The sequence below is a fragment of the Demequina litoralis genome (genome assembly GCF_030418455.1).
GTDB classification, from domain to species: Bacteria; Actinomycetota; Actinomycetes; order Actinomycetales; family Demequinaceae; genus Demequina; species Demequina litoralis.
Genome location: NZ_JAUHPW010000002.1, coordinates 200,115 through 212,843 on the forward strand (window position 1 = coordinate 200,115; position 12,729 = coordinate 212,843).

The 12,729-nt window shown below is 73.3% G+C and carries 10 protein-coding genes and 1 tRNA gene; 5 read left to right on the top strand and 6 right to left on the bottom strand.

Translation table 11 applies throughout. The features are described 5' to 3' along the window. Window positions 1-170: 170 nt before the first annotated feature. Window positions 171-244 (bottom strand) — tRNA-Met (locus QQX09_RS03575). Window positions 245-312: 68 nt separating this feature from the next. On the opposite strand from QQX09_RS03575, the gene QQX09_RS03580 reads away from it, so the two are divergent. Next, window positions 313-1,080, top strand: a complete 768-nt coding sequence (locus QQX09_RS03580) for a hypothetical protein (protein WP_301131367.1) — start codon at window positions 313-315, stop codon at window positions 1,078-1,080. An 85-nt stretch (window positions 1,081-1,165) separates the two neighbouring features. On the opposite strand, the gene QQX09_RS03585 is transcribed toward QQX09_RS03580, so the two are convergent. Continuing rightward, window positions 1,166-4,204, bottom strand: a complete 3,039-nt coding sequence (locus QQX09_RS03585; RefSeq protein WP_301131369.1) for a UPF0182 family membrane protein — start codon at window positions 4,202-4,204, stop codon at window positions 1,166-1,168. Between the two features lie 41 nt (window positions 4,205-4,245). After that, on the bottom strand, window positions 4,246-5,334 hold the full coding sequence (locus QQX09_RS03590) for a YlbL family protein (protein ID WP_301131370.1): 1,089 nt from the start codon (window positions 5,332-5,334) through the stop codon (window positions 4,246-4,248). A gap of 129 nt (window positions 5,335-5,463) precedes the next feature. On the opposite strand from QQX09_RS03590, the gene QQX09_RS03595 reads away from it, so the two are divergent. The 3 genes from QQX09_RS03595 (at window position 5,464) to QQX09_RS03605 (ending at window position 7,875) form a co-directional block, all read left to right on the top strand. After that, window positions 5,464-6,798, top strand: coding sequence for a zinc-dependent metalloprotease (locus tag QQX09_RS03595; protein WP_301131371.1), 1,335 nt, complete (start codon window positions 5,464-5,466; stop codon window positions 6,796-6,798). 143 nt (window positions 6,799-6,941) lie between these two features. Beyond that, entirely contained in the window at window positions 6,942-7,100 is a 159-nt protein-coding gene (locus QQX09_RS03600; RefSeq protein WP_169746536.1) for a DUF5679 domain-containing protein, read from the top strand. A 112-nt stretch (window positions 7,101-7,212) separates the two neighbouring features. Then, a complete protein-coding gene (locus QQX09_RS03605) occupies window positions 7,213-7,875 on the top strand; it encodes a hypothetical protein (protein ID WP_301131373.1) in 663 nt (220 codons plus the stop codon). 1 nt (window position 7,876) lies between these two features. On the opposite strand, the gene QQX09_RS03610 is transcribed toward QQX09_RS03605, so the two are convergent. The 3 genes from QQX09_RS03610 to nudC all read right to left on the bottom strand — a co-directional run bounded on the left by QQX09_RS03610 (window position 7,877) and on the right by nudC (window position 11,399). Beyond that, window positions 7,877-9,859 (bottom strand): ATP-dependent DNA helicase UvrD2, encoded by a 1,983-nt coding sequence (locus QQX09_RS03610; protein ID WP_301131374.1) that lies wholly within the window; start codon window positions 9,857-9,859, stop codon window positions 7,877-7,879. A 113-nt stretch (window positions 9,860-9,972) separates the two neighbouring features. Beyond that, on the bottom strand, window positions 9,973-10,371 hold the full coding sequence (locus QQX09_RS03615) for a hypothetical protein (RefSeq protein WP_301131375.1): 399 nt from the start codon (window positions 10,369-10,371) through the stop codon (window positions 9,973-9,975). Between the two features lie 101 nt (window positions 10,372-10,472). Then, window positions 10,473-11,399 (bottom strand): NAD(+) diphosphatase, encoded by a 927-nt coding sequence (gene nudC / locus QQX09_RS03620; RefSeq protein WP_301131376.1) that lies wholly within the window; start codon window positions 11,397-11,399, stop codon window positions 10,473-10,475. A gap of 384 nt (window positions 11,400-11,783) precedes the next feature. Between nudC and QQX09_RS03625 the strand changes: the two genes are divergently transcribed. Beyond that, on the top strand, window positions 11,784-12,716 hold the full coding sequence (locus QQX09_RS03625) for a phosphotransferase (RefSeq protein WP_301131378.1): 933 nt from the start codon (window positions 11,784-11,786) through the stop codon (window positions 12,714-12,716). Window positions 12,717-12,729: the final 13 nt, after the last annotated feature.

The window sequence follows — 12,729 nt, forward strand, 5'->3', positions numbered from 1 at the left end:
GGGAGCAGGTGCGCCGCGCATCGTCCCTGGTCCTGCTTCGCGAGGGCGCGCCCGCACGCCGATTGCGGCGGAGGGGGCGGCGCCGGCCGGACGGGACGATGCGCGCCTCGCGACGGCCGCCGGGGAACGACGAAGGCCCGGACCAGATGGTCCGGGCCTTCGTCTTCTCGTAGCGGGGACAGGATTTGAACCTGCGACCTCCGGGTTATGAGCCCGGCGAGCTACCGAACTGCTCCACCCCGCGTCGGCCTGACTACTCTAGCGGACGCGTGGCGCAGAACCAAATCCGCCCTCCGTCGCTAGGGTCGAGGCATGACCAACGAGGATCCCTTCGCCGCTCGCCCCGGCCGCCCCGAGGAGCCGCCCCGGCCCCCCGCATCGTCCGACGTCCCTGGTCCCGGGCTGATCCCGGGCGCCGCCCCGCCGCCCGCGCCCGTGTACGGCACCGGCCCGCAGGTCCGCTTCGACCGCACCGGCGCCCCCCTCGAGAAGCCTGAGGGCCTGGCCAAGGGCCTCATCGGCGTCGCCGCGGGCTTCACGCTCGTGTCCGTCCTCATGGCCGTGTTCGCCCAGGGCGACGTCGACGCGATCCGCGCGATGGCGGAGTCGAACGAGCTCCAGATCAACGCCGGCTCGCTGCTGTCGCTGCTCACCACGCCCCTCCTGGTCGTGTCGTACATCCTCTACGGCATGTGGATGTCGCGGATGCGCCGCAACCGCGAGGCCCTGGGCGTGCGGCCCGGCATGGGCGCCGTCGAGTGGTGGGGATGGTTCATCCCGATCGCGTCGGTGGTGCTCATCCCCATCGGCGCCCGCAAGGTGACCGGTCGCGGCGTGGGTCTGGGCCTGCTCCTCGGCTGGTGGATCACCTGGATCCTCGCTCAGGGCGTGCAGGGCCTCGGCTCGGCCGCGCTGCAGTTCTCGCTCGACCTCACCACGGGCGAGCTCGCCTACCCCGAGCGCCTCGATGCGTATCCCGCGATCATGTGGGCCTCGGCCGCGCTCGTGGTGATCTCGTTCGTGTTCTTCATGCGCTTCATCCGGGCGGCGACCGACCGCCACGTCGAGATCGAGGCCTGAGCACCGCACGCCTCGCGCACGCGACGAAGGGGGCCGCTCCTACTGGAGCGGCCCCCTTCGTCGTGTCGCCCGAGCGGGCGCGGACCTACCCTGCCGAGAGGTCGCCCTCGAGGCCCGCCGTGGGCTCCGCGCTCGGCTCGGCGCTGGCCGAGGCGCTCGGCTCCGAGGTGGTGTCGGGGGTCGCCTCGGCCGCCGCGCCCGTGAGCTCCGCCTCCGCCACGATCGCGTCCTCGATCGCCGCCGCGAGCTCGTCCTGCGCCTCGCCGTACGCGGTGAAGTCGCCCGCGGCGAGCGCCGCCTGGCTGTCCTGCAGCGCCTGGTTCGCGCGGTCGAGCGCGTCCTGGAGGGCCGCCTCGGCGGTCGGGTCGACCGCGTCGCCCGAGCCGCCGTCGGTGGTGCCCGAGTCGCCGGAACCGGCATCCCCGTCCGTGCCGCCGGAGCCCGTGTCCGTGCCGGTGTCGCCGGCCGCGCCCTCGCCCGCGCCCTCGCCGAAGACCTGGTCGAGCGCTTCCGGGAGCGTGTCCGCGAAGCCGACCGAGTCGCCGAAGGCCACGAAGACCTTGCGCAGCAGCGGCACCTGGGTGCCCTGGCTGGACTGGACGTAGACGGGCTGGACGTACAGCAGGCCGCCGCCCACGGGGAGGGTGAGCAGGTTGCCGTTGACGACGTCGGTCTCGCCCTGGCGCAGGAGGTTCAGCGTCTCCTGCGCGTCCGGATCGGAGTTGAAGTTGTTCTGCACCTGGCCCGGTCCGGGGATGGTGGTGTCGCGCGGCAGCTCGAGGAGGCGCAGCGTGCCGTAGTCCTCCGCGACCTCGCCCGGTGTCGAGCCGGTCTCCGAGTTCACCGCGAGGTAGCCCGTGAGGATGTTGCGCGGGTTGTCACCGCCCTGGATGTAGTTGCTCGTGAGCGAGAACGTGGGCTCGTCCTGGTCGGGCATCTGCAGCGTGAGGTAGTACGGGGGCTGCAGGCGGGTGTCGTCGGTCGGGTCGGCCGGGTTGCGCCAGAAGTCCTGGCCCGAGTAGAACGACGCCGCGTCCGTCACGTGGTACTGCGTGAGCTGGTACCGCTGGATCGCGAACAGGTCCTCGGGGTAGCGCAGGTGGCTCATGAGGTCGCCGCTGATCTCGCTGATGGGCTCGATCGAGGTCGGGAACACGTGCTGCCAGGTCTGGAGGATCGGGTCCTCCTCGTCCCACGCGTACAGGGTCACGGAGCCGTCGTACGCGTCGACGGTCGCCTTGACGGAGTTGCGCACGTAGTTGAGCACCGTCGTCCCGGTGGCCGCGCCCGACTGCTGCGCGAACAGCGAGTCGGAGGCCACCGGCGCCGAGTACGGGTACTGGTCCGTGGTGGTGTAGCCGTCGACCACCCACACGACGCGCTCGTCCACCACCGCCGGGTACGCGGTCTGGTCGAGCTCGAGGTACGGCGCGACGCGGGCGACGCGCTCGAGCGGGTCGCGGTAGTACAGGATCTGGGACTCGGTGGTGACGCGGTCCGAGAACAGGATCTGCTCCTCGCCCATCCGGATCGCGAACATCAGCTTCTCGAAGAGGTTGCCGATCGCCGGTCCGCCCTCGCCCGTGTACGTCGTGTTGACCTGGCCGGTCTCCGAGTTGTCGTCCGGGTAGTCGAGCTCCCACGGGTTCGTGTCCTCGGGCGCGCCGACGATGGAGTAGTCCGGCACGGTCGAGCCGAAGTAGATGCGCGGCTCGTAGTCGCCGAGCAGGCCGACGGACGGGATGCCGCGCTCGAAGAAGCTGGGCTGGCCGTCCGACTGCGTCTTGTTGCCGTAGGCCGCGACGACGCCGAAGCCGTGCGTGTAGACCGTGTGGTCGTTGACCCAGTTGCGGCTCTCGGAGCCCAGACCGTCGAGGTTGAGCTCGCGGACCGCGATGACCGTGTCCTGGAGCTCGCCGTCGAGCGCGTACCGGTCGACGTTCAGGATGTCGTCGAAGTTGTAGTACTGCTTGTTCTGCTGCAGCTGCTGGAAGGCCGGCGAGACGATGTTCGGGTCGAGCAGGCGGATCTGCGCCGTGGTGTCGGCGTCCGCGCGCAGCGCGTCGGCCTCCGCCTCGGTGCTCGCCCGGTACTGCGTCTCCTCCACCGTGTCGATGCCGTACGCGTAGCGCGTGGCGTCGATGTTGTTCTGGATGAACGGCGTCTCGAGCTCCTGCTCGTTGGGCGACACCTGGAAGCGCTGGACGATCGACGGGTAGATGCCGCCGATGACGACCGCGGACAGCAGCATGAGGCCGATGCCGACGGCCGGGATCCGCCAGTCGCCGCGCCAGATCACCGCGAGGAACACGAGCGCCACCACGATGGCGATGCCCGCGAGGATCGACCGCGACGGCAGGATCGCGTTGATGTCCGTGTAGGACGCGCCGTAGAACGTCTCGCCCGACTTGGTGAGGAGGCCGTAGCGGTCGAGCCAGTAGTTCGCCGCGATCGCGAGCATCACGATGGCGCCGAGCACGGCGAGCTGGATGCGCGCGCCCTTGGAGGCGACGAACGAGCGGCCGGTGCCGGCGATGCCGCCGTACAGCAGGTGCACGAACGCCGCGATGAGGGTCGAAAGCACGCCGAGCGCGAGCACGAGCGTGACCGCGAGGTTGAGCATCGGCAGCGTGAAGACGTAGAACGACGCGTCCAGCCCGAACTGCGGGTCCTGGGCGCCGAAGGGCTCGTGGTTGAGCCACGCCACCACGGTCTCCCACTGCGAGGACACCGCGAGGCCCACGACGAGCCCGATGACCGCGGGCAGCACGATCATGGCGAGGCGCTCGATCGGCTCGATCTGCTCGCGCACCTGGTCGAGCTGGCTGCGGCCCCCGGTGCGGGCCGGACGGACGCGCTTCGCGATCCACAGGTTGAGCCAGATGACGAAGGCGGCGATGCCTCCCGCGGCCACGAAGAGGATGATGCGCGCGAGCCACTGGGTGCGCCACACCTCGGAGTAGCCCAGCTGGTCGTACCAGACCACCTCGGTCCAGATGTTGGCCGTCGCGATCGCCGCAAGGACCAGCGCGCCCAGCACCACGGCGGTGATCGCGAGGGGCGATCGGCGCTGTGGCACGGGCGCGGGCCGGACCGGGCGGGCGGGGCGGTCGTCGAAACTCACGTCGTTGTCCTTCGGTTCGGTGTGGCTCTAGCCTGCCACGCTCAGCAGCCGGGCAGGTCGGCGGTGTCGCCCCGGCCGATGCGGGTGATGGCGTCGTAGGCATCGTCGAGGGTGTCCACTGCGACAACGTGGAGACCATCAGGGATGTTGCCGCGCACGTCGGCGCAGTTCTCGACCGGGGCGAGGAACCACTCGGAGCCCGCGTCCTGGGCGCCGTACAGCTTCATGCGGATGCCGCCGATCGGCCCGACGTCGCCGGTCGCGTCGATCGTGCCGGTGCCGGCCACGCGCGCGCCGTCGAGTTCGTCGACCTCGGTGAGGCGGTCCATGATGCCGAGCGAGAACATGAGGCCGGCGGACGGCCCGCCGACGGAGTCGATCTGCACCTCGACGTCGATGGGGAGATCGAACTCGGGGTTGATCCACACCCCGATGACCGCCTCGCCGTTGCCGTCGTCGAGCGTGGCGAAGGTCTCGGTCGTCTCCTCGCCGTCGCGCGTGAACGTCACGGCGATGTCGTCGCCGGGCTCGCGGGCGCCGACCGCGTCGGCGAGCTCCGCGAACGTGTCGACGTCCGCACCGTCCACGGCGACGATGACGTCGCCCTGCTCGAGCACGCCCTGCGCGTGCGAGCCGGGCGAGGTGCCCTCGACCGCGAGCGTCGCGGGCACGGGGTGGCCGAGCGCCTCGAGCGCCGAGACGGTGGCGCTCTCCTGCGAGCTGATCCACTCGTCCGCCGCCTGCTGCTCGGCCTCCTCCTCCTCGTCCGCGGTGCCGAAGACGTTCTCCTGCGGCACCACGTACTGGCGGGGCGAGGCCCAGCCGGCGAGCACGCGACCGAGCGTGAAGGGCTGCGAGCCCGCGCGCGACACGGACACGGTGGTGAGGCGCAGCTCGCCGGACGACATGTACGTGGGGGCGCCCGAGATCTCGACCAGCGGGACGTCGTCGACCTCGCCGAGCGTGTCGAACGTGGGTCCCGCGGATCCGACCGCGTAGGGCGACGGCACGACCGTGAGCAGCGCGATGAGCGCGCTCGTCGCGAGGCCCGTCACGGACATCACGGTGCCGCGGCGGGTGGACGTCGTGCGCTCCGCGGGCGCGGGGGTGCTGGCCTCGGTGGTCGTCACGCCCCCATTCTTGCCGATGCGCGCGCCCGCCCGGCACGGCATTGCTGGTAGCGAACGTCGCCGCGCTTCGGCGCGGTCCTTCGTTACCGTGGTGGAGGCACGCATGAGGCGTGCACGGACGGAGTGAGCGTGAGCGACGAGTCGACGCCGTGGATGCGGCTGCTGCGAGAGTTGTTCGGGGACGATGCGGAGGCCGCCCTCGAGGAGCTGCAGCGCATGGGCATGGACCCGGAGGCGCTCGCCGCGCAGTCCGGGCTCGCCGCGAGCCCCGCGATGATGGAGCACGTGCTCGGGCAGATCCGGGCGCTGGTCTCCCAGTCCGACGGCGAGGACGTCAACTGGAAGCTCGCGCACGACGTCGCGCGCGGCGTGGCAGCGCAGGGCGGCGACCCGAGCGTGTCCGCCGCGACGGCGGCGCTGCACCGCCAGGCGATCTCCCAGGCCGAGCTGTGGCTCGACGCCGTCACCGACTTCGACCCGACACGGCTCGAGCCGCGCGTGTGGAGCCGCGCCGAGTGGGTCGAGGCGACCCTGCCGACATGGCGCACGCTCGCGGGCCCCGTCGCGGTGAGCGTCTCGCACGCGCTGGGCGGGCTGCTCGAGGGTGCCGCCGACGTCGAGAACACCGGCGGCCTCGACCCGAGCGCGCTGATGCGCTCCGTCGCGCCCACCGTGTGCGGCATGCACATGGGCCAGGCCGCGGGCGAGATGGCCCGCGAGGCCTTCGGCGCCACCGACCTGGGCATCCCGCTGCTCACCGAGCCCCGCGTCGTGCTCGTGCCCAAGGCGATCACCTCGTTCGCGGAGGGCCTCGACATCGACGAGGACGCCGTACGCACCTTCCTCGCGCTGCGCGAGGCGGCGCACATCCGGCTGTTCGCGGCCGCCCCGTGGCTGCCGGGGCAGCTCCACACCCTCGTCGAGCGCTACGCCCAGGGCATCACCATCGACCTCGACGCGCTCGAGGAGGCGGTCCGGGACGCCGGCATGGGCGACCCCGCCCGCCTGCAGAAGGCGCTCAACCGCGGCATCTTCGCGTCGCACCACACCGACGAGCAGACCGCGACCCTCGAGTCCGTCGAGACGCTCCTCGCGCTCGTCGAGGGCTGGGTCGACGACGTCACGATGCGTGCCGCGGCGCCGCACCTGCCGGACGTGGGCGCGCTGCGCGAGATGATGCGCCGCCGCCGCGCCGCCGGCGGGCCGGCCGAGGACACGTTCGCCAACCTGCTCGACCTCGAGCTGCGGCCCCGCCGCATGCGCGACGCCTCGGCGATGTGGGCCTCGTTGCACGCGCGGCTGGGCTCCGAGGGCCGCGACGGCGTGTGGTCGCACCCCGACCTCCTGCCCGACTCCGACCAGCTCGGAACCTGGCAGGCGTGGGTCGACGCGTACGTCGCGCGCGGCGAGGGCGACGAGGTCGATCGCGAGCTCGAGCGCCTGCTGGGCGGCGAAGACGAGTAGGGTGCTCACGGACCGGGAGGCGACACCCGCCCGCCGATGGGGGGATTTCGCGCTCACGCGTCTACGCTGGGGGACCAAGGGCCCCCGGAGGCCTGCACACGTGCGGCGCGTACCGCCGCGCCACAGAGAAGAAGGAGAGCCGAATGGCTGACAAGTACTCGGGCGAGTTCTACTGCGTGAAGTGCAAGGAGAAGCGCGAGACCGAGGGCGACGTCGTCGTCTCGGAGAACGGCCGTCGCATGGCGAAGGCCACCTGCCCGGTGTGCGGCACCAAGCTGAACCGCATCCTCGGCAAGGCGTAAAGCCAGCAGAGCTCCGCGAAGGGCCGGTCCCCCCAGGGGGACCGGCCCTTCGCCTGTCTGCGGCCTGTGGACAGCCGGGGTCGCGGGCCCGGCGCGTGGGACCGTGGGAGCCATGGACGATGCGGCGGCCCCGCCCCGCCTGTGGCGCGGCGACGGCACGGAGCAGGAGGGGCTCGCGCGGAGCATGCGCGCTCCCACGCTCGAGGGCCGCCGCGTGCGGGTGCGAGGGCTGGGACCGGTCGGGACCGCGGCGGCCGAGGGGGCGGCCCGCGCGGGCGCCGCGTCGCTCAGCCTGGTGGGCATGCCGGGCGCGCCCGCCGCGCCGGTCGCGCGCCGCATCGGCGCCGTCGTGCCCGCGCTGCGCCTGCACCTCGACGCCGAGCGGTCCGTCGACGGCGAGATCGTCGCCGCGTACGGTGCGGTGCCCTCGACCGTGCACCACGCGCTGATGCTCGCCGGTCCGCACGTCGCCGCGCTGACCGACGAGGCGGGCGTCACCGTGCTGCCGGTGCGTCCCGGCGACACCGCGTGCCTGCGCTGCGCGGGGATCGCGGCCACCGACCGCGATCCGGCCTGGCCGTGCCTCGCCCTGCAGTGCGAGGCGCTGCCCGAGCGTACGGAGCCGGCGTCGGCCGCGCTGGCCGGGGCCCTCGCCGTGTCCGTGCTCGCGGCGCTGCTGGATGGCGGCTCCCCCGTCGCGTGGCGGGTCGAGCGTGGGCTGCCGCGGCGCCGCCGCATCGTCCCCCACCCGCGCTGCGGGTGCGGCGCGACCTGACCTAGTGCTCGGCCACGATCTCCAGGATCGCGAGGCCGTACCGGTCGAGCTTCGACGCCCCGACGCCGCTCACGCGCGCGAGCTCGCCCAGGTTCGCGGGGCGGTCGCGCGCGATCTCGACGAGCGACGCGTCGACGAGCACCGTGAACGCGGGCTTCGAGGACTCCTGGGCGATCGCGAGCCGCCACTGCTTGAGCGTGTCGAACAGCCGCAGCTGCTCCGCATCGAGGTCGGCGAGCTTGGCGGAGGTCGACTGCCGGGCGACCCGCGCGGGGCGCGCGTCGGGCCACTGCTGCTCGAGGAAGCGCGTGCGCTTGCGGGTGCCCTTGCCGCCGGCCTTGCGCGAGCGCGCGAAGCTGAGCGCGAGGTGCTCCCTGGCGCGGGTGATCGAGACGTAGAGGAGGCGGCGCTCCTCCTCGAGCTGCTCGTCGGTCTCCGCGTGGGTGATCGGCAGCAGCCCCTCGGAGCAGCCGACGATGAACACCGCGTCCCACTCGAGGCCCTTCGCCGCGTGCATCGAGGTCAGGGTGACTCCCTCGACGGACGGCGCGTGCTGCGCCTGCGCGCGCTCCGCGAGATGCTCGACGAAGTCGCGCATCGTCGCGCCCCCGGCGGTGTCCGTGGCGAGGTCGTCGGCCAGGTTGACGAGCGCCTGCAGCGCGTCCCAGCGTTCGCGGACCGCGCCGCGCGCCGCCGGCGGCTCCTCCGCCCATCCGGCCCCGCCGAGCGCGTCGCGCACGCGTTCTCCCAGCGGGCGCTCGTCGGACGCGACGGCGGCGCCGCGCAGCAGCACGATGGCCTTGCGGACCTCCTCGCGGTCGAAGAAGCGCTGTCCGCCGCGCACCAGGTAGCCGATGCCGCGCTCGGCGAGCGCCTCCTCGATCGCCTCCGACTGGCTGTTGATGCGGTAGAGCACGGCGATCTCGGACGGCTTGACGCCGGTGGCGGTGAGCCGCTCGATCTGCGCGGCGACGCCCTGGGCCTCCGACTCGTCGTCGTCGTACGCGCGGTAGTCCGGCGCGGGCCCGGACGGCCGCTGCGCGACGAGCTCGACGCCCGTGCCGGCGGTGCCGCGCTTGCGCATGAGCTCGTTGGCGAGGCGCACCACCTGCGGCGTGGACCGGTAGTCGCGCACGAGCCGCACCTGGGTCGCGTCCGGGTAGGTGCGGGTGAAGCCGAGCAGGTGCTGCGGGCTCGCGCCGGCGAACGAGTAGATGGTCTGGGCGGGGTCGCCGACCACGCACAGCTCGCGCCTGCCGCCCAGCCACTGCTCGAGCAGGAACTGCTGCAGCGGCGAGACGTCCTGGTACTCGTCGACGACGAAGTGGCGGTACTGGCGGCGGATCTGGTCGCCCACCTCCGGGTGGCGGCCGATCATGTCCGCGAGCAGCAGCAGGATGTCCTCGAAGTCGAGGACCACCGCGTCCGTCTTGGCGTCCTCGTACGCGCGCATGACGTCCGCGACCTGGATCGGGGGCAGGTCAGCGGGCGACGGCCGACCGAGGCGCGCGATGGTCGCGGGGTAGTCGTCCGCGCTCACGAGCGACACCTTGGCCCACTCGATCTCGGACGCGAGGTCGCGCACCGTGAGCCGGTCGGGGCTGAGGCCGGCGTCGCGTGCCGCGCGGCCCACGAGCGGCGCCTTGTGGTCGACCAGGCCCGGGACCTGGCCGCCCACCACCTCGGGCCAGAAGTAGGAGAGCTGGCGCAGGGCGGCCGCGTGGAACGTGCGGGCCTGGACGCCGGTGACGCCGAGGCCGCGCAGGCGCTGGCGCATCTCCCCCGCCGCGCGCGCGGTGAAGGTGACCGCGAGCACGGACTGCGGGTTGTACGCGTTGACGCGCACGCCGTAGGCGATGCGGTGGGTGATGGCGCGGGTCTTGCCCGTGCCGGCGCCCGCGAGCACCACGACGGGGCCGTGGAGCGCGGTGGCCACCTCCCGCTGCTCGGGGTCGAGGGCGTCGAGGATCTGGTCGGCTGACATCGCGGCCATTGTGTCAGGGACCGCCGACATCGCGGCGCGGCCCTGGGGACGATGCGGCGGTCCCGTCGTCGCGCGCGGACGCGCGGCACCTCACCGTGGCGGGAGCACCGGGATCACCAGGGCAGGCGGCCGCGCCGCACGTCCTGCCAGCGCCCCGGGTCGCGCGCGAGGGCCTCGAGCTCCCCCACGCGCCCGAGCAGCAGCGCCACCGCCTCCGCCGAGCCCTCGTCGGCGGGCACGTCCGTGCCGCGCCAGCGTGCGAGGCAGTGCGGGCCGATCGCCCAGCGCCACCACTCGGCGCGCTGCGGCGCCGGGTAGGCCGCGCATCGTGCCTCCGACCAGTCCCACGTGACGCAGAAGCCGAGCACGGCGTTCTCGACGAAGACGTGGAGGATGTGGCTCGACGCGCCGTTCTCGACCGCCGCGACGCGGTAGTCGCGCCCCGCCAGGCCGTCCTGCAGCGGGCCCGTGACGAGGCCCACGGTGCTGGAGAACGAGGCGAGCTCGATCATCGGGCCTCCCGGTCGGACGCGAGGGGCCGTGGCGCGGACGCGCGGGCCTTGGCGCGAGGGTAGTCCCGCGGGGTGCGGCGGCGGTAGAGGCTTCCGCGGGTCTACACGTCGACGGGGCCGTCGCGACGGGGCTCGGGCAGCGCGCCGCCGTACCAGTCCTCGAGCATGCGCCGCGCGACCGAGCCCTTGGGCGCGAGCACCACCTCGCCGGCGAGGATGAGCGCGGCGATCTCGTCGCGCGCCACGAAGCGGGCCTCGGAGATCTCGTCCATGTCGAGCCTGAGGTCCTCGGGGCGGTCCGTCATGGCGCGGAAGGCGACCATGACCGAGGCGGGGAAGGGCCACGGCTGGGAGCCGAGGTACTCGAGGGCTGCGAGCGCGAGGCCCGACTCCTCGTGGACCTCGCGGTGCACCGCCTGCTCGAACGTCTCCCCCGGCTCGACGTAACCGGCGAGGTGGGAGAAGCGCCGCGGCGACCAGTGGGCCGCGTGCGCCAGGAGGAGGCGATCTTCGGGGTCGGTGATCGCGACGATGATCGCGGGATCCGTGCGCGGGTAGTGGTCGCGGCCGTCCCGCTCGCAGCGGCGCACCCAGCCGCCCAGCGTCGGCACGGTCTCCTCGCCGCACAGCGCGCAGCGCGGGTGCGTCGCGTGCCAGTTGGCGATCGCGACGGCGGTGGTGGCGAGCTCGTGCTCGCGCTCGCCGTCGGCGCCGCGGTCCCAGAAGCCGGCGAGCAGGTCGCGCAGCCCGCGCATGCGGTCGCCGCCGATCCCGTCGTCGTCCGCGCCGAAGCCAGGGTCCACGGGCACGAGCGCCGCGAGATCGCGATCGCCGTCGCGTCCCAGGTAGATGCGGAGCGCGGCGGGCGGCTGGGCCTCGGGCGCGAGCTCGACGACGCGGCCGTCGGCGGCGAGCACCCGCCCGTCGCGCACGACGATCGCATCGCAGGTCTCGAGGTCGACGAGCTCGCGGCGCTCGGCGGCGCGGTCGACACGGCTGGCAAGGTCCAGCGGCCAGGGAGTCCTCACGTGGTCACGCTACCCGCCCGCGGGGCTCCCGCCGCCACCGCCTCCACCGCCCCCTGTCGCCGTGCTACCTCCGCCGCGCCTCCGCTGCACCTCCGCCACCACGCGATCGGGGAGGTGAGCGACGCTCTCGCGAGGTCTGCGACTCCTCCGGGGAACTGGTGGACGCCCGCCGGAGGGCAACCGTCGCTGAGTTCCCCTCAGGAGTCATGAACCCCTGAGAACCGTCGCCCAGTTCCCCGCAAGCCGGACCGGGTGAGGCGAGCGGAGGCGGACCGGTTGAGGTGAGGTGAGGCGGACCGGGTGAGGTGAGGCGGGCGGGCATCGTGCCTGGCCCGCGCGGCGTGGAGCGTGGCGCGCCCGCCGGGTTGGCTCTACGGTGAGGCTGTGCCTCGTTCACCGCTCGCGCTCGCCGCCCTGGCGACCGTCGCCGTGCCCGGGCTCGACGTCTACGACGTGCTGCGCAGCCCGCACACGGACGCCGACTTCGAGGTCGTGGTGGTCAAGGACTCGACGGGCAAGAGGTGGATCGTGCGCGCGCCGAAGCGTGCCGCCGCCGGCGCCGCGCTCGAGGCGGAGAAGGGCCTGCTGGGCGCGCTCGCCCGCGCCAAGGAGGCGGGCCTCGTGTCGTTCGAGGTGCCCCACCCCGCGGGCGCGGCCGAGCTGACCGACGACTCGGGTCGCGCGATCGTCTACACGGAGGTCCCCGGCGCCCCGCTCATGCTCGCGGCGCTGCAGCCGGGCCCGGGCCTCGCCGCGACCGTGGGCCGCGCGCTCGCCGAGATCCACGAGCTGCCGATCACCGTGATCGAGGACCAGGGTCTGCCCGCGTACACCGCGGAGGAGTACCGCGAGCGGCGGCTCGCGGAGCTCGACGCCGGCATCCAGACCGGCAAGGTGCCGCCGCGCCTCGCGGACCGGTGGGAGCACCAGCTCGAGAACGTGTCGTGGTGGCGCTTCGACCCGACCGTGGTGCACGGAGACATGGGCGAGCACCAGGTGTACGTCGCGGACGGCTCGGTGTCGGGGATCGTCGACTGGATGGACGCCCGCGTCGCCGATCCCGCCGACGACCTCGCCTGGCTGGTCGCCGCGGCGCCCGACGACGTGCTCGACTCGGTCGTCGAGGCCTATCACGGGCGCCGTCGCGAGATGCGCGACCCGCACCTCCTCGATCGCGCGCGCCTCGCCTCCGAGATGGCGCTGATGCGCTGGCTCATGTACGGGGTCCGCACCGACAACGCGGACGTGGTCGCGGACGGCGAGGGCATGCTCGCGGACCTCGAGGCGATGCTCTTCGAGGACGCGGACGAGGAGTAGGCGCACCCGCGCC

Excerpts from the sequence above, each read along its gene's own strand:
- QQX09_RS03580 (WP_301131367.1), top strand. The coding sequence starts at position 313 with ATGACCAACGAGGATCCCTTCGCCGCTCGCCCCGGCCGCCCCGAGGAG.
- QQX09_RS03600 (WP_169746536.1), top strand. The coding sequence starts at position 6,942 with ATGGCTGACAAGTACTCGGGCGAGTTCTACTGCGTGAAGTGCAAGGAG.
- QQX09_RS03605 (WP_301131373.1), top strand. The coding sequence starts at position 7,213 with ATGGACGATGCGGCGGCCCCGCCCCGCCTGTGGCGCGGCGACGGCACG.
- QQX09_RS03610 (WP_301131374.1), bottom strand. The coding sequence starts at position 9,859 with ATGTCAGCCGACCAGATCCTCGACGCCCTCGACCCCGAGCAGCGGGAG.
- QQX09_RS03615 (WP_301131375.1), bottom strand. The coding sequence starts at position 10,371 with ATGATCGAGCTCGCCTCGTTCTCCAGCACCGTGGGCCTCGTCACGGGC.